Raw genomic sequence first — 15607 nt, 5'->3', positions numbered from 1 at the left:
CTGGCAGACACTGCGCGAGCCTTAACGTTGCCAATTGCTCGCTTTATTGGTATCGATCGCCACATAGCGTGTCTCATCTGCTGGCATCTGCCATAGCTTTACAAAGATCATCGCTCCCTCATCACTATAAGGCCTATGACCTGAGGCTGGCGGATTCCGTAAATACCAGCCTGCTGGATAATGTTTGTCATCGGCAGAAAACGTCCCTGCCAGCACAAATATCTCCTCACCGCCCGGATGGCGGTGATGCGGAAAGTCAGACTGAGGAGCATAACGCACAAAGCTGGTGGCACGAGCTTTTTCTGCACCCATACGATCGAGCATGATGCGCTCTACCCCCTTTTGCGGTGATTTTACCCATTGCTGCTGCTTGGGTAGTGAGGTGGCGACGCGAGTAAAATCTGCATTAATCAACATAGCATACTGTCCAAAAACTGCGTATTATCCCAAAAAGGCAAACGGCTAACGTAGCAAAACCACAGGCGACAACGTGCTGGCGATGATCTCTGTGGTGGTACTGCCCAAAAACAACTGCTGTAGTTTTGAATGACCGTATGCGCCCACCACCATAATATCGATGTCATTGTCTAATTGAAACTTTAATAGACCATCGACCGCATCGGAGGCCGATAAATGATGCGCCTTTACGCTAAAACCCGCCTCTTGTAATTGGGCAGCGGCCGCGCTTAGGCTTTGTTTGGCGGCCTCATTATGATTGCCGATCATCACGACATGGCTATCGAGACCTTTTAACATAGGGCTTTTAGCCACCATTTGTACCGCCTTTATGGCAGTCTTGCTACCATCAAACGCAATCATATACGAGCGCGGCTCTTTAAACGTCTCTGAGCAAATCACCACGGGAATATCAGAGGCACGGGCGACCGTCTCTATCTGACTACCAATATTGATGCGGCTATATTTGTGATCTTCTCCGCGGCGACCCATCACGATGGCGCGGTTTGCTGTGGCAAAATGCTCAATGGCTGGCAGTAACTTGCCTCGTCTTTGATAAATAAGCACCTCAAGATCACCAAACTTATTACGAATATGGCTTTTGGCATCCTGCACCAGCGCATTGCTATAGCTATTGACCACCTTAGCTCTTTGCTCGTCTAACTGCGCCAGCTCCTCTAACAAAAACTCACGGCTATTAATCCCTATCGCCCCTGACAGATCACGTCTAAACGACGCTGGCACATCGCTGACATGCAGCAGACCAACGGGTAAGTTTATTCGATTGGCGTACCATGCGGCATAATCACAGACGGATGCGGTCACGGCCGAGCCATCGATACAAGCCAAAATGTGCTGCGATGTTGTCATAATCTGTCCTTAATCATCGTTATTTACCCCGATACCGCTATTTATAGCTATATAGCTCTTTAATATGGCCAAACGCTAAAACCTCAGCCACTGCCTTGATGATACCCAATTTGGCCTATATCATCCAGCGATGTCTGACAGACTCACACCCCATCTCTTAGCAAATTTTGCTACAATACAGGGCTTGGATGTTGTAAGTGACATATCGCGGTTTCAATGAGTGGATTTAGGTGAGTGAATTATGGCAAAAAACGCCCTTCAGGCTCAATTATTAAAAGCTGGTTTGGTCGATAGCAAAAAGGCCAAAAAAATCAGCAAACAAGCAGAGCATGCCAAACGTACTGGCGACTCAGACAGCGCAGCAGCCAAAAAGGCGCTGGCAGAAGCTCAAGCAAAAAAGCTGAAAAAAGACCAAAAGCTCAATCAAGAAAAGCAACGAGCGTTAGAAGAAAAAACACGAAAAGCCAATATCATTCAGATGATTAAGCAGCATCAAATCACTGATACACAAGGTGAGATTACTTATCAGTTTGTGGATGATACGAAAATCAAAAAGATTTATATCACCCAAAAGCTGTATGATCAAATCGTCGCAGGCCATGTGGTCATAGCACGCCTAGAGGACAGCTACGCCCTGCTACCACGCCCACTAGCCGATCGTATAGATACTAAGATGACAGGCTTTATGGTGGTATCAAACGATACTGCCGAAGACGCGTTGGCAGAAGACGATCCTTATGCCGCTTACGTAATCCCAGATGACTTGATGTGGTAGGTCGCAGTTATTCAATTGCTACTGACTAAGCATTAACCACCCCCCCTATATAGGCGTTCTATACAGGGGGTTTTTTGACAGAGACATAAGAGCATTCATAAAGACTGTCATAAAGACTGTCATCAAAACGGCCATTAAGACGGTAGCAAAACATGCTTACTCTTTTGATAAGCAGATAAGCCATCAGTCCCTAATTCTCGGCCGATACCACTTTGCTTAAACCCGCCCCAGCCCGCTTCGGGCACAACGATTTGCTGCTCATTGACCCAAATATGACCGGCTCGAATGTGCCGTGCCATCTCTAATGCTGCATTCTCGTCAGCGCTGACAATACTCGCAGCCAAGGCATACTTACTGTCATTGGCAAGTGCAATCGCCTGCGCGTTATCTACAAAGGTCGCACTCACCAACACAGGCCCAAACACCTCCTCTGCCCACAAGCGACTGGTCGCTGGTACCTCGGTATAAATGGTCGGCGCAGCAAAATAGCCTTGATGCGCTAAGAGGGTGCCTCCCGTTAGGCAGTGCAGGTTTTCTTCAGTTGCAATATTGATATACTTTTTGACCTGCGCCAGCTGCTGAGCACTGACCAATGGTCCCATTTGTGTGTCCGCCGCAAAACCATCGCCTATTTTCAGACTTTCTGTTTTTGTTTTTAATACTGCAAATAACGACTCGGCAATGTCTTGGTGGACGAGCAATCTTGATGTCGCTGAACAAATCTGCCCAGCATTGGTAAAGATACCGCCTATGATCAAGTCGCAGGCATAGTCGATATCAGCATCTGCACATACCACGATAGCGGACTTACCGCCCAGCTCTAGGCTGATGTCTTTGATACCTTCTGCAGCTTGGCGCATCACTTTTTCGCCGACGCTATTACTACCGGTAAAGGAGACTTTATCAATCAGCGGATGACTGGTCATCGCAGCGCCCACCTCTGCCGCGCCAGGGAGGATATTGACCACGCCTTTTGGCAGCTGTATAGCGGACAATATATTACCCAGCATCAGCTCTGGCAATAGTGTCACCTCTGACGGCTTGAGAATAACGGTACATCCTGCTGCCAGCGCGGGTGCCAGCTTCCAGGCGGTAGTCACCATCGGAAAATTCCAAGGCACAATAAGGGCGCAGATACCAACAGGCTCGTAAGTTTTCAATAAGCGTATGCCCGTCTCGTCGGTGCTGACCTTAGACCATGTTTCCTGCTCGATGATAAGGTTGGCATAATAGCGATAACAGGCGATGGCATCTCCGACATCTATCGTCGCCTCTGCAATCGGCTTGCCGTTATTCAATACCGACAGTCCCACCAGCTTATCAAACTGCTGCTCCATCGTATCGGCAATCGCCTGTAAATAGCGCGCCCGTGTACCCATGCTGGCTTGTGACCAAGACGGATAAGCGCGAGCGGCGGCCGTGACAGCCATCTCTACTTGTGCGCTATGACACAAACGAGTCGTTGCGATGACCTCGCCGGCACTTGGGTCATATAAAGCATGGTCACTTACTGACTCAGAGGCTTCAATCGTGACCCAATCACCATCGATATAGGCCGCGTTTAACCTTACATCATTTGTTATGCTTTGCTGAGCGGCGGCTCTTGTTAAAGATAAAGAATTGGTCATTTCCATGATACTCAGTTGCCTTATATTATTGATAAATCTATATTTACGCTAAATGTTCGCTGGTTTTTTAATGCCAAATGATGGTTGCCATCATGATTAATACAATAGATGCGCCACTGAGGTGATAACCACCAAGCTAATCAGCGTACGTAAGATAAAAATCATAAACAGCTCTAAGACATTCAGCTTAATGTTTGATTTTAATATCAGCGCGCCCACCTCAGACATATAAACAATCTGGGTAATAGAAGCCGCCCCGACGATAAAGCGTGTCATCTCACTCTCGATGCTTTTGCCGACCAAGGCTGGCAAGTACATATCAGCAAAGCCCATAATCATCGCTGGCGCAGCTTTAGTCGCCTCTGGAATTTGCAACAACTCAAGCAATGGCACAAGCGGTGCAGACAGCCAATCAAACACAGGGGTGTACTCTGCTAAACCAAGCCCAATGGTACCGATAGCGAAAATCACCGGAATCAAACCAAAATAGATATCAAACAAATTCTTTAGGCTATGCTTAAACACGCTACCCAAACTTGGCATAGAGTGCGCGCGCGTGACGGCACGATTGACCGCCCATTGGTAAGTGGAATACTGCGCAGGAATGCCTTCATCCAGCATGCTTTTGCCAGAATGATAAGTATCCGGTTTTAGCGATAATGGCGGTATGCGCGGCATAATGATAGCGGCGATAAACCCTGTCAAGGCGACGGTCAGATAAAAGAAGATAAAGTTATTATCGACGCCAATGGTTTTGGCAACGACGTAGGTAAAGGCAATGGATGTCACCGAAAAAGTGGTAGCGATAATCGCCGCTTCACGCTGGCTATAGTAGCTTTTATTGTACTCCTGCATAGTCACCAGTAAGCCAATAGAGGCCGCGCCAAACCAAGAAGACATGGCATCGACTGCAGAGCGCCCAGGCAATCTAAACAACTTCACAAACACCTTGCTGGCCAAGGTACCCAAAAACTCCATCAGGCCAAAGTCGGTGAGAAAGGGTAGAGATAAAATGGCAAAGAAGAATAAAGGAATCAAAATGGGAATTAAGTCTTCAAAAATCACCCCGCCAGTATTGCGATTGATAATAAACTCAGGACCGACTTGTAAATAAATCATCCAGGCAAACAGCGCCCCAAAAAACCGCGCGGCAAGCCAAAACCAATCGACATCAAAAAGCTTTGTCGTCATGGAGTCTGCATGAACCTCTGGTCTAACGAGCTTGACTGCCAGCGCCCCAACCAAAGACAAAGTCACAATGGCCAGTGCAGCATACACCACGTAGTCCCCAAGTGAGGCCTGCAGAGTATCTGTCAGCACGCCCAATAAAATGGTGACCTTCCCCTCCCATTTAAACGGGATGATAAACAGCGCCAAACCCAGCGCAGAAAATAGTAAAAACTTCCACATTGAGGCGCGCCACCGCTCACCTTGTGGAGTGGTAGGTTCGACAGCATCATTACCCAATAGCGGCTGCTGCGACTTATCGATATAGTTCGTCATTTAATTCCTCCTTGATAGGCGACGACGCCAGCTTTCCTTTCTGCTGCCTGCCCGATCCCTCATTTCAGCGAAAAAACAGCGTGATACGGTTTTGTTGGTTATTTTTAATCCATGTAGATGATTAGCCAAAATAGGTAAAGTCTTGACTCATTTTTGACAAAAACGCATCGCTTTCATCCACCTCATAAACCATTGGCTGCTTGCCACTTATGTCTGTTTGCAAAGCCTCTAATAACTGCTGCTTATCGGTAATTCGGCGGTAGCCCGCGCCAAACCCTGCGGCCAATGGCTCAAACTTTGGTGTTTTGATATTGACCCCAATCAGTGGCAGCCCGCCTTCCTCCATATAGCGGCGAATCTCACCATATCCTTGGTTGTTCCAAAGTAGGACGATCAGTGGCAGCTCAAGCTCGGCGGCGCAGATGAGCTCGGCAATGGTAAACTGAATGCCGCCATCGCCGATAAGACTAATAACGGGCGCACTTGAGCCAATCATGGCGCCAATGGCGGCAGGTAAGCCATAACCCAAGGTGCCAAACCCCGTCGAAGAGTTAAACCACTTACGGGTCGCCAATGCCTCAAAGCCAAGATTGCCGCTATAGACAGGCTGCGTCGAATCGCCAACGAAGATGACATCCTCCACCTCGTCTCGAATCAGCTGAAGCAGGGCGTTTTGACCGGCAAAGTCAGGTGTCATCGCTTTGATCAACGCCTGCTTTGCTTCGGTTACGCGTGCGGCGGCTTGATGATTTAGCTGATGATCCTCTAAACGTGTGCATAGGCCGCTAATGGCCATTTGTGCATCGGACAATACCGCGATATCCGCTCGAAATGGTCGCTGTAACTGCTGAGCGTCGCAGTCAATACGAATGAGTGTGCCATTGATTTGGAACTCGCCATTAAAGAACACATCATAATCGGTCTCACCAAGCTCGGTACCGATCGCCAATACCACATCGGCCTCGCTAATGACGGCGCGCCCCGCCTCTAACGACTGATTGCTCCCCAAACTCAGCGGATGACTAGGCGGCAACAAACCTTTGGCATTGATGGTCAAAAATGTCGGCGCATCGATACGCTCTGCCAGCCTTTGTGCATCGTGATCGACATCAACGCAGCCGCCACCATAAAGCAACACTGGATTTTTTGCGCGGTTTAGCTGCTCAATGATCAAATCAAGCTGCGCAGGATTGGGCAGCGGTCTTGTGACCTGCGGTCGCGCCAAACTTGCTACACTATTATCATTGTTAGGCGGCTTGGCGACATGACTGGCATCAGCGGTAATCACATCGATAGGCAGCTGAATATGTACCGGTCCCGGACGCGCGCCATCAAACATGGCAAAGGCTTCGGCGATGACCTTAGGCAAGGATTCAGGTTGCCAGATGGTTTTGCTTGCAAGCGCAACCTTACTGACCATACCTTGCTGGTCGTGCAGCTCATGCAAGTGCCCTTCACCGCTGCCCGTATCTTTAACTTTATTGACACTAGAAATCACCAACATTGGAATAGAATCTGCCAAGGCTTGCGCCATTGCTGTCATGATGTTGGTCATGCCAGGGCCGGTGATGATAAAGCACACCCCGACTTTGCCAGACGCGCGGTAATAGCCGTCGGCCATAAAGCCTGCACCTTGCTCGTGACGCGGCGTCACATGGCGGATATTGTTACTCGGCAGGCCACGGTATAGCTCGACCGTGTGCACACCGGGGATACCAAATACAGTCTCCACTCCATAATACGCCAGCCACTGAACGAGTAGCTCACCACAGGTCAGAGACGAGGTGTCTGGCGATAAAGAAGGCGTTTGCATTACTTGGGTCATGAGTCGATCATCCTAAAAATTTCAATAGTATTTACGGCCTAAATATTAATTGGCCTGCAGTAGTATCCTGCCCAACACAGGCCAATTAATATAACGCTTTGACCTTATCGTCATAGCGCACACCTGGCAAGATACAAAGCATCTCAAACAGCAAGTTTGCTGCGAGTACCGAGGTGTTACCAAACGGATCGTAGGGTGGTGACACTTCGACCAAATCGCCACCGACTACGTCAAGGCCGCGCATACCGCGAATAATCTCGATGCCTTGGGTGGAGGTTAAGCCGCCAATTTCAGCCGTGCCCGTACCCGGTGCAAACGCAGGATCAATCCCATCGATATCGAAACTCAAGTAGACAGGGCCATCGCCGAGCTTTTCACGCACTTCTGCCATGAGCGGTGTCAGCGACTTGTACCAGCACTCCTCGGCTGGCACCACGCGAAAGCCTTGCTGAGTTGACCAATCAAACTCTTCAGCACTATAGCCGGTGCCGCGCAGGCCAATCTGCACCACGCGGTTGCCATCGATTAGATTTTCTTCGACAGCACGGCGAAACGGCGTGCCATGGGCGATTTTTTCGCCAAACATCTCGTCATTGATATCAGCATGCGCATCGATATGCACCATCCCGACAGGGCCGTGTTTTTTAGCAAGTGCACGTAGGATAGGCAGGGCAATGGTATGATCACCGCCCAGTGTTAATGGAATCGCGCCATGACTGACGATATTATCGGTGTAAAATTTTTCGATGATGTCGACGCTTTTTTGCAGGTTAAAGGTATTGATAGGTACGTCGCCAATGTCAGCGACTTGCAAAGACTCAAAGGGCGCGGCGCGCGTGGCGACGTTATAAGGGCGAATCATACGCGACTCATCACGAATCTGTCTTGGGCCCAGTCTGGCACCACTACGGTTTGATGCGCCGATATCTAAAGGCACGCCTACAAAAGCTGCGTCCAAGCCTTTGGCATCTGCTTGCGTCGGCAGGCGCATCATAGAGGCAAAACCGCCAAATCTTGGCATATCGTTGCCGCTTAATGGTTGATTAAATTTCATCACTCACATCCTTGTTTTGATTGGTGTCATAGACAGTTTGTCAGATGCTTTGACAATACCGAAATATCCGAACACAGACCATGGTAAAATTCAGAAGTAAACTTCTGGTTTTTCGTAGTAACTTCGATTTATTCGTTATTATTAGAAGCTTTGTCACAAGGACTTGATATGGGAGAGGCCTATATATGCTAGATGAGCTGATAAAAATAGACATCAAAACCTTGCGCAGCTTTATGGCCATTGTAGAGTGCCAAGGGGTAACCGCAGCGCAATCGCGCTTAAATGTGACGCCTTCTGTCATTAGTGGTCACTTAACGCACTTAGAGGATCGTTTGGGAATGACGCTTTGTCATCGCGGGCGCGCAGGGTTTAAGCTGACCGAGGATGGCGCGGCAGTCTATGAGGCCTGTTTGAGCTTCACCGAGGCGGTGGCCAGCTTTCAGCATCAGCTGCATTATATTCGCCAACTAGACTCCGTACGCGGCGGCCATATTCGCCTGTGCCTTATCGATCAGATGCCGACGTTTTTTTATGAAGCGTTACGTCAGTGTTTGGCGGCCAGCTATCGTCATAATCCATTGATACACTTTTCTATCGATGTGCAAAGCCCTGAGAGTATGATAGATAAGCTGCTGAGTAATGAGAGTGATCTTGGCGTGGGGTATTTTGGCAGTTTTCCGCCGCTACTGACCTTTCAGCCGGCCTTTATTGAGAAACAAGTGGTCTGCTGCGGGCGTGAGCATCAGCTGTTTTATGAGTCAGAAGGCCTGAGTTTTGAGGCGTTGGAACAAAACCATCCTTGGATAAAACGCGGTTATATTACCGACTTGAGTATCAATCATATCCGGCCAAAAACCTTAAGCGCCACCACTTACCATATGGAGGCGACCGCGCAGCTTATCTTAGCAGGTCATCACGTCGGCTATCTGCCCAACGATTTGGCCAAGCGCTATGAGGAGATGGGTATGATGAAGATACTATTGCCCGAAGAGGCAAGCTACGAGGTCAAGCATCACTGGGCATATCGGCAAAACCTGCATAAGCATGTCGCGGATTTTTTACAGCGTATGATAAGTCTGCTATCACAGCCGGCAAACGACTAAAGCGCTTTTGCTGGCTCTTCATGTTTTAGGCCGATCGTTCTGAGCTTGCCTTTGTCATCGACCTCCTTGATCACCAATGACCATACATCATCGATCTCTACCGTATCCCCCGACACAGGCGCGGTCTCTAAGCTTTGTGCGACATACTCAGCGACCGTCTGCTCCCACATGCTCTCAGTGTTTTTTGGCTTTTTATACTTGAGAGTGTCTGCCAGCGACTCTGAGGTCACCATGTCGGTAAAAAAGGGCAAATCACCAAGCTTGACACTGGGTGATAGCAGCCAGTCACCATAAAAGTCATCGATGGCTTTACGGTCTAAAGTCGTGTCATTGAAAATCTTGGCGATCTTGCTGGCGTGGTTGCCGCGCATGGCATACCAGACGCTATCGCCATATCTGAGTTTGGTGTCCTCCTCGACCACGACGATTTGCTGACCACGCACCAAGGCAAACACACTGATCTCATCTGGGCTGATACGGTTGGAGATACCGAGCGGATGGCGACCTATCGCAAACGCCCCTGCTTGCACCTCAAACTCATACAGGGTAATACTGGCCTTGTCTGACACCCAAACCTCATGCTCTTCTTTTGGGTCTTTATTGGTCGGAATACGCACCCGAAACACATTGGCCATAAAAGGAATCGTCGTCCCTTGCAGGATCAATGACAGCACCACTACCCCAAAGGCAATATCAAACAACATAAAGGCATCCTCTATACCAGCCATCACTGGCAAAATAGCAAGGGTAATCGGAACTGCCCCGCGCAGGCCTACCCAAGAGATAAAACCAATCTCTCTGTCTTTAAACTTAAAGGGTTTGACGCTGGTATAGACCGCAATCGGACGCGCCACCAGTATCATAAAGGCTGCAATCGCCACCGAATAATGCCAGACGTTGATGACGTTTGATGGCGTCACCAACAGCCCCAGTACCACAAACAAAACCGCTTGCGACAACCAAGCAAAGCTATCCATCACGCGCATGACGTGCTCAGTCGAGCGCACCTTATGGTTACCGATCAGTACGCCCGTCAGATAGACCGCCAAAAACCCACTACCGCCAAGCAAATTGGTCGCAGCAAAGACAGAAAGGCCGGCAGACAATATCAAAATAGCATACATACCCTCGGCCAGATGCACTTTTGGCAACAGACGCGCTAGCAGGTAGCCGAATAACAGGCCCATGCCCAGACCCACGCCCAGCTGCTGCAACAGCAAGCCCAAAAAACCAAGCACAGTCTGACCTGCCGGATCGACATTTAAAGCAATCAGTCCTGTCACCAATAAAATGGCCAGCGGATCGTTGGCACCCGACTCCAACTCTAGCGTGGCTTGAACACGGTCGTTTAGCTTGACCCCGCCATTACGTAGTAGTGAAAATACCGCGGCAGCATCGGTCGAGCCAACGATAGCGGCCATCAGCAGCCCAAAACGCCAATCGACATCAAGCAGCCAAGTGACAAAGACCCCAAGCACCATCACTGTCGCCAGCACGCCCCATGTGGCCAACGTCACCGCCGGCTTGAGTCCGACGCGAAATGATTTAAAAGAGGTACGCAGACCACCATCGAGCAAGATACAAGCGAGCGCCGCTTGCCCGACAAAATTGGCAATACCGTACTGAGAAAACTCAATGCCTAAGATACCCTGCTCGCCTGCCAGCATGCCAACTATCAAAAACAACAATAATAATGGCACACCCAAACGCGCGGATAACGTGCTTGCCATGATACTGGCAAAAATCAACAATGCTCCTACGAGATACAGGATATTTAAGGTATCCATCTATTTTAAGCCCTATGGTTATCGGTGATGACAAGTATTGCACGTGCGATAGCACTGACCTGACGATATGGTGACGCGATCGGTGATACTGCAAATAAAATGCTCAAAGCACCTCTAAGAATAACATCTACTAGCGAGAGCAAAAATCCTATTTTAAAAAATACTTTTCATATCTATTTATTTTAGTCAGCCACACCTTCAATTCATCCATAAGCATTTTTAGCCAAATCATGATACGGCCTCTCCTATCATCTGTTAACCGTCTAATTTATCATGATAATACCCGCCTCGCTCACCATACCTGATAATAAATCATGACTACCGGCACGTATCGATAAGTGCACAAAAAACCCCACTCAGCACAGATGCCAAGTGAGGTCAGGTAGCGAGTAAATACAAGCGAGCAGATGACTGCTTTAGCTATCGTATAGCATCACCATGCCATCAGTCATTTTTTGGTTTTAGCGCCGCACTGATATCGGCCAATAGCGGGGGAATATCATGCTTATCAGCCATCACCTCTAGCATCACCAACTTATCAGTGGTAGCAGCCGCTTGCTTGAGCGCGGCTTTTAGCTCACCTGCCGTGGTGACTTTGAGCAGTAAGCTGTTGTCTTCGGTAGCACCAAAGGCTTTTGGCATCATCTGCCAGTCACAACGAGGGATATCATTGTAGCACTGGTTTTCGCCATGGATAGCGCGCTCAACGGTATAGCCATCATTATTGATCAGCACAATCACCGGATTGATGCGCTCTTGAATCATCACAGCGATTTCTTGTACCGTCAGTAAGGCCGAACCATCACCGATGAGCAGCACGCTACGCTTATTTGGTGAAGCAATGGCAGCGCCTAGGCTGGCCGGCAGCGTATAACCAATGGATCCCCACATCGGCTGGCCATAAGAAGTCACCCCTTCTGGCAAGCGCACATCACTGATGCCAAAATACGAGGTGCCTTGATCCGAAAACACCAGATTATTATGATCTAAATGATCAGCGATGATATGCCACAGATCGTCTTGACGAATAGCCTCATCGTCTTTGCCATTCTGCTCATGCGGTGTCATCTCTTTACAAAATGGCTTGGGTACAACTTCGATACCAGAAGTCATCACTTCATGCAGCACTTGCAACGAGTCCTTTAGCGCAATCGGAGCAAAGTTGCGACCACTGATAGACGCCCGCTCATAGTGCAAATCGACCACTGTTTTTTGATCGATATTTTGGCTAAAGCCTGCCGTCGTCGTATCAGTATATTGCACGCCAATCTTAATCAAACACTCACAGTTTTCTACGGCGTCCTTTACCACAGGACGTGAGGCGACACCCGCATAAGTACCCGCCCAGCGCTCGCTGTTTTCATCAAGCAGTGTCTTACCCCATGACAGCGTGGTATAAGGAATCTCGGTCTCAGCGATTAGCGCTTTTAGCTGGTTTTGTAACCCCAAACGATGCACCATCAAATCTGCCATAAGCGTGGTGGTCTTGTTGGGCAAAAACTCTGCCAGCGCTTGCTTGAAGTCTGCCAGCGCCGATTGACTGGTGATGTCTTCTTGACTGTCATCGAGCTTGGTCGTCGGCGGATAAATCGGCATTTTTGCCACGTCTGGCGACAACAGAAGATAGCCTGGGCGGTGTTTTTTGAGGATCACGCGGATCACACGGTCGATCTCTGAGGCGGCGTTTTCTGGCGTAATCTGTGCCCGTGCGACGGTCACAGGCTCTACCATCTTGATAAAGTGATTGAATACCCCGTCTCCAAGCGTATGGTGAATACGGCGTTTGGCATCTTGCAGCGCTGTGCTCGGCGCACCGACGACGTGCAGCACTGGCGCATACTCGGCAAAAGAGCCTGCCGTGGCATTTATCGCTGATAACTCACCCACCCCAAAGGTCGTCACCATGGCCGCAAAACCACGCTCACGTGCGTAGCCATCAGCGGCATAACCTGCGTTTAGCTCATTGGTATTGCCGACCCAGCGCAGCTTGTCAGAGGCGATGATATTGTCTAAAAACGTGAGGTTAAAATCCCCTGGTACACCGAATATATCACTTGCACCCGCTTCTGCGATGCGATCAAACAAATAATCTGCGATGGTATATTGTTGACTCATTTCCTTATCCTTATGACCTGTCATTATAAGTATGTATGATTGGTAGGTATCTATGATGAAAACCATCATAAAAACAAACTATAAAATGCATCCCAGCTTATTTTTCAATGCAAATCTTTTGGAATGCATATTATAAGAAACCGTTATAACATACATTTATGAGCAGATGACATACCTGTCTTGCTAACTTTTACTTTTTTTCGTCAAGGGTGTTGACACCTCAAAAAAACTGCGTATAATACGCCTTCATCATCTGATGATAGTTAATCAAACGATGAATTAATCAAACGATGAATTAGCGGGATTAGCTCAGTGGTAGAGCACAACCTTGCCAAGGTTGGGGTCGAGAGTTCGAATCTCTTATCCCGCTCCAAATATTTAAAAAGCCTCACTTAACAGTGAGGCTTTTTTTGTCCATTTTCCGGGGCTTGTAGCGATATTTCATGTTGGTTTATTAATCTAATTATTAAGCTTGTCTAACATATTAAAAGCTCAAAAATCAGCACCGTGACCAAAACGTGACCATTTCGTGCCCAAACCGTGCCCTGCCCTAAAGCTGCGAATACTGAATTGACCCCAAACTAAAAAATAATTGATCAGAGTAAAACAATTAATATCGTCATGTAAATACCCCATTCTTAACACAACATCATCGTAGAATAATTAAGCCACCTGCCTGTATTCAGCAGGTGTCATATCATCAAGTGAATCATGGGAGTTTAGTCCTTTATCCTTTGGGTATAAACGAGTAAACTCACAAGAGCAATTTAAACTTGTTTTTATCTTACTAATAATTTTTATAATGAATGCAGTATATCTATCTATTTCTAATACATTTAGATTATTGCTGATTTATTATGCCAATACAAACTAACATTGAACAACAATCTCCAAAGCGACGGCTTTTTCATCTAGAAAGTATAGATAAAATAAATCATCACTATTATTTTCCCGTAAACTAAATAAAGTGTCGTAAACTGTTTCTATATCTGTAAATTCAATACCTATTATCTCTTGTGACGAATTAAGTTCATTTTTAAAGATTTCAAAGTCATCATAGTTTAAATCCTTGGACGTGAAATTGCTGTCAACTACAAGTCCTTTGTAATTAAACTTAAAGTTATCAGGAAACCCAATGACTTTTGATACAACCGCTTGATCGTTCATTACGTTTACTGCCATATTCCCATATTGAAGGATACTTTCATATTCACTTTCTTCTTGAGCAAGAAAGCCTCCACAGTCCTCAACAACTGATATTTCTTTTAGCTCATTTTCAAAACTAGATATACTTTTAATACTATCCAAACTAATAATTTCACCTACTTTAACTTCATTTGTAATAGGGGGCTTCTGTTGACCTGGTAATTTAGTGTTTTGAGTTTTTGGATGTTGTTGAATTTTTGCTTCACCACCTTGAAATTCCTGATAAAGTTTTTCAGTTTGAATTTTGGTAGTTTGGACATCTGGGTTTTGCGTAGTAGCGTTATTATTACATGCGCTAATTAATATAGTAAAAAACATTGTAAAAGCGATTCTATATTGCATAATTAACTGTCCGAAATTTGAAAGAGCTATTAGTAATACATTCAATCCACTATGCAGGAGGGATTTTTGGAAAAAATGGTAGAGGATCAAACCTACCAACTAACCCTCTTCCAGGGCTACCTGTAGAGACATGCCTAGCTTCAAAATGTAAATGTGCGCCCTTAGCAATAGTGGTCATACCTCTAGCATTGCCACTAGCTCCAGTTTTACCTAATACTGTACCAGCTGAGACTTTCTTGTTCTTATACTTGGTATTGATCTGACTAAGATGAGCATAAAAAAACCATACTTTATTACCTTTAACATTTTTTTTAGCATGAGATCTTTGAAACTCTGGTAATGCATTAAGTTCGCATTCTAATACTAGATATGCTCCGAAATTAGATTTGCTGCTATAAGATTCATTAATTATAATAACTTTTCCTTCAGCAACCGCTTTGATAGGTACGCCAGGAACTGCACGAAAATCTACACCTTGGTGGTTTCGTGTACCACCGTTTCTAACCTTTCCGTATGTAGCAGATTTTCTTGATGCTAAACGAGCAGTTCTAACTATGCAGCTATCTAATGGATTACACCATGTTGTCTCAGGCTTCTTAGCCTTATAAACATAAGGAATATCATTTCGATCGGCACTTGCTGTAATGACATCTTTCTTAACTTCCTTACCGTCTTCATACACCAGTACGGTTATATCAACACCTACTAGCGAATTGTGTGCTCTACCTCTTGTACCATCACCACTCGTTACTGATGGATTTTTACCGTATTTATCTGATTGCGTCCAATACGAGAGTCCTGATAAGGGCTTATTCGTTGCTTCATCAACGAACTTTATTGTGATTTTAGCCTCATCTGAGGAAACCTCAAGCATCGGCCCTGTTTCTGTCTTTTTTTCAACCTCTGTTACTTTTGGCTTTTCTACTTTGATGACAGGGTTTTG

12 protein-coding genes and 1 tRNA gene are annotated in these 15607 nt (G+C 46.9%); 3 read left to right on the top strand and 10 right to left on the bottom strand.

Annotation, left to right across the window (positions count from 1 at the left end; genetic code table 11):
* Positions 1 to 21: 21 nt before the first annotated feature.
* Both CAP50_RS12890 and CAP50_RS05535 read right to left on the bottom strand, forming a co-directional pair.
* The gene (locus tag CAP50_RS12890; protein WP_342365017.1) at positions 22 to 417 is read right to left on the bottom strand and encodes a cupin domain-containing protein; all 396 of its coding nucleotides are present in this window, start codon (positions 415 to 417) and stop codon (positions 22 to 24) included.
* A gap of 45 nt (positions 418 to 462) precedes the next feature.
* The gene (locus CAP50_RS05535; protein ID WP_100749279.1) at positions 463 to 1326 is read right to left on the bottom strand and encodes a universal stress protein; all 864 of its coding nucleotides are present in this window, start codon (positions 1324 to 1326) and stop codon (positions 463 to 465) included.
* Positions 1327 to 1567: 241 nt separating this feature from the next.
* On the opposite strand from CAP50_RS05535, the gene CAP50_RS05530 reads away from it, so the two are divergent.
* Positions 1568 to 2101 (top strand): DUF2058 domain-containing protein, encoded by a 534-nt coding sequence (locus CAP50_RS05530; protein ID WP_100749278.1) that lies wholly within the window; start codon positions 1568 to 1570, stop codon positions 2099 to 2101.
* Positions 2102 to 2235: 134 nt separating this feature from the next.
* On the opposite strand, the gene CAP50_RS05525 is transcribed toward CAP50_RS05530, so the two are convergent.
* The 4 genes from CAP50_RS05525 to speB form a co-directional block, all read right to left on the bottom strand.
* Positions 2236 to 3735: an aldehyde dehydrogenase family protein gene (locus CAP50_RS05525; RefSeq protein WP_241900662.1), complete on the bottom strand. Its 1500-nt coding sequence runs from the start codon at positions 3733 to 3735 to the stop codon at positions 2236 to 2238.
* 90 nt (positions 3736 to 3825) lie between these two features.
* Positions 3826 to 5232, bottom strand: coding sequence for a YjiH family protein (locus CAP50_RS05520; RefSeq protein WP_100749277.1), 1407 nt, complete (start codon positions 5230 to 5232; stop codon positions 3826 to 3828).
* Between the two features lie 121 nt (positions 5233 to 5353).
* Positions 5354 to 7057 (bottom strand): 5-guanidino-2-oxopentanoate decarboxylase, encoded by a 1704-nt coding sequence (locus CAP50_RS05515; RefSeq protein WP_100749276.1) that lies wholly within the window; start codon positions 7055 to 7057, stop codon positions 5354 to 5356.
* An 85-nt stretch (positions 7058 to 7142) separates the two neighbouring features.
* Complete coding sequence (gene speB, locus CAP50_RS05510; protein ID WP_075101197.1) at positions 7143 to 8111, bottom strand: agmatinase; 969 nt, start codon at positions 8109 to 8111, stop codon at positions 7143 to 7145.
* 185 nt (positions 8112 to 8296) lie between these two features.
* On the opposite strand from speB, the gene CAP50_RS05505 reads away from it, so the two are divergent.
* Complete coding sequence (locus CAP50_RS05505) at positions 8297 to 9214, top strand: LysR family transcriptional regulator (protein ID WP_100749275.1); 918 nt, start codon at positions 8297 to 8299, stop codon at positions 9212 to 9214.
* Here the strand turns inward: CAP50_RS05505 and CAP50_RS05500 are convergent.
* On the bottom strand, positions 9211 to 11001 hold the full coding sequence (locus CAP50_RS05500) for a potassium/proton antiporter (protein ID WP_100749274.1): 1791 nt from the start codon (positions 10999 to 11001) through the stop codon (positions 9211 to 9213). The two genes, CAP50_RS05505 and CAP50_RS05500, sit on opposite strands and share 4 nt — an antisense overlap.
* A 444-nt stretch (positions 11002 to 11445) precedes the next feature.
* Positions 11446 to 13116: an alpha-keto acid decarboxylase family protein gene (locus CAP50_RS05495; protein ID WP_100749273.1), complete on the bottom strand. Its 1671-nt coding sequence runs from the start codon at positions 13114 to 13116 to the stop codon at positions 11446 to 11448.
* A gap of 298 nt (positions 13117 to 13414) precedes the next feature.
* On the opposite strand from CAP50_RS05495, the gene CAP50_RS05490 reads away from it, so the two are divergent.
* Positions 13415 to 13489 (top strand) — tRNA-Gly (locus CAP50_RS05490).
* A 497-nt stretch (positions 13490 to 13986) separates the two neighbouring features.
* On the opposite strand, the gene CAP50_RS05485 is transcribed toward CAP50_RS05490, so the two are convergent.
* Together CAP50_RS05485 and CAP50_RS05480 are read right to left on the bottom strand one after the other, a co-directional pair.
* A complete protein-coding gene (locus tag CAP50_RS05485) occupies positions 13987 to 14664 on the bottom strand; it encodes a hypothetical protein (RefSeq protein WP_075101193.1) in 678 nt (225 codons plus the stop codon).
* Positions 14665 to 14713: 49 nt separating this feature from the next.
* On the bottom strand, positions 14714 to 15538 hold the full coding sequence (locus tag CAP50_RS05480) for a M23 family metallopeptidase (protein WP_075101192.1): 825 nt from the start codon (positions 15536 to 15538) through the stop codon (positions 14714 to 14716).
* Positions 15539 to 15607: the final 69 nt, after the last annotated feature.

This window comes from Psychrobacter sp. L7 (assembly GCF_002810365.1).
Taxonomy (GTDB): Bacteria; Pseudomonadota; Gammaproteobacteria; order Pseudomonadales; family Moraxellaceae; genus Psychrobacter; species Psychrobacter celer.
The sequence above is the reverse complement of the archived record's forward strand: the minus strand, read 5'-3'. Positions and strand labels throughout refer to the sequence as shown.

What these genes read in the sequence shown, in the direction of transcription:
- CAP50_RS12890 (WP_342365017.1), bottom strand. Translation starts at nt 417, where the DNA reads ATGTTGATTAATGCAGATTTTACTCGCGTCGCCACCTCACTACCCAAG.
- CAP50_RS05535 (WP_100749279.1), bottom strand. Translation starts at nt 1,326, where the DNA reads ATGACAACATCGCAGCACATTTTGGCTTGTATCGATGGCTCGGCCGTG.
- CAP50_RS05530 (WP_100749278.1), top strand. Translation starts at nt 1,568, where the DNA reads ATGGCAAAAAACGCCCTTCAGGCTCAATTATTAAAAGCTGGTTTGGTC.
- CAP50_RS05525 (WP_241900662.1), bottom strand. Translation starts at nt 3,735, where the DNA reads ATGGAAATGACCAATTCTTTATCTTTAACAAGAGCCGCCGCTCAGCAA.
- CAP50_RS05520 (WP_100749277.1), bottom strand. Translation starts at nt 5,232, where the DNA reads ATGACGAACTATATCGATAAGTCGCAGCAGCCGCTATTGGGTAATGAT.
- CAP50_RS05515 (WP_100749276.1), bottom strand. Translation starts at nt 7,057, where the DNA reads ATGACCCAAGTAATGCAAACGCCTTCTTTATCGCCAGACACCTCGTCT.
- speB (WP_075101197.1), bottom strand. Translation starts at nt 8,111, where the DNA reads ATGAAATTTAATCAACCATTAAGCGGCAACGATATGCCAAGATTTGGC.
- CAP50_RS05505 (WP_100749275.1), top strand. Translation starts at nt 8,297, where the DNA reads ATGCTAGATGAGCTGATAAAAATAGACATCAAAACCTTGCGCAGCTTT.
- CAP50_RS05500 (WP_100749274.1), bottom strand. Translation starts at nt 11,001, where the DNA reads ATGGATACCTTAAATATCCTGTATCTCGTAGGAGCATTGTTGATTTTT.
- CAP50_RS05495 (WP_100749273.1), bottom strand. Translation starts at nt 13,116, where the DNA reads ATGAGTCAACAATATACCATCGCAGATTATTTGTTTGATCGCATCGCA.
- CAP50_RS05485 (WP_075101193.1), bottom strand. Translation starts at nt 14,664, where the DNA reads ATGCAATATAGAATCGCTTTTACAATGTTTTTTACTATATTAATTAGC.
- CAP50_RS05480 (WP_075101192.1), bottom strand. Translation starts at nt 15,538, where the DNA reads ATGCTTGAGGTTTCCTCAGATGAGGCTAAAATCACAATAAAGTTCGTT.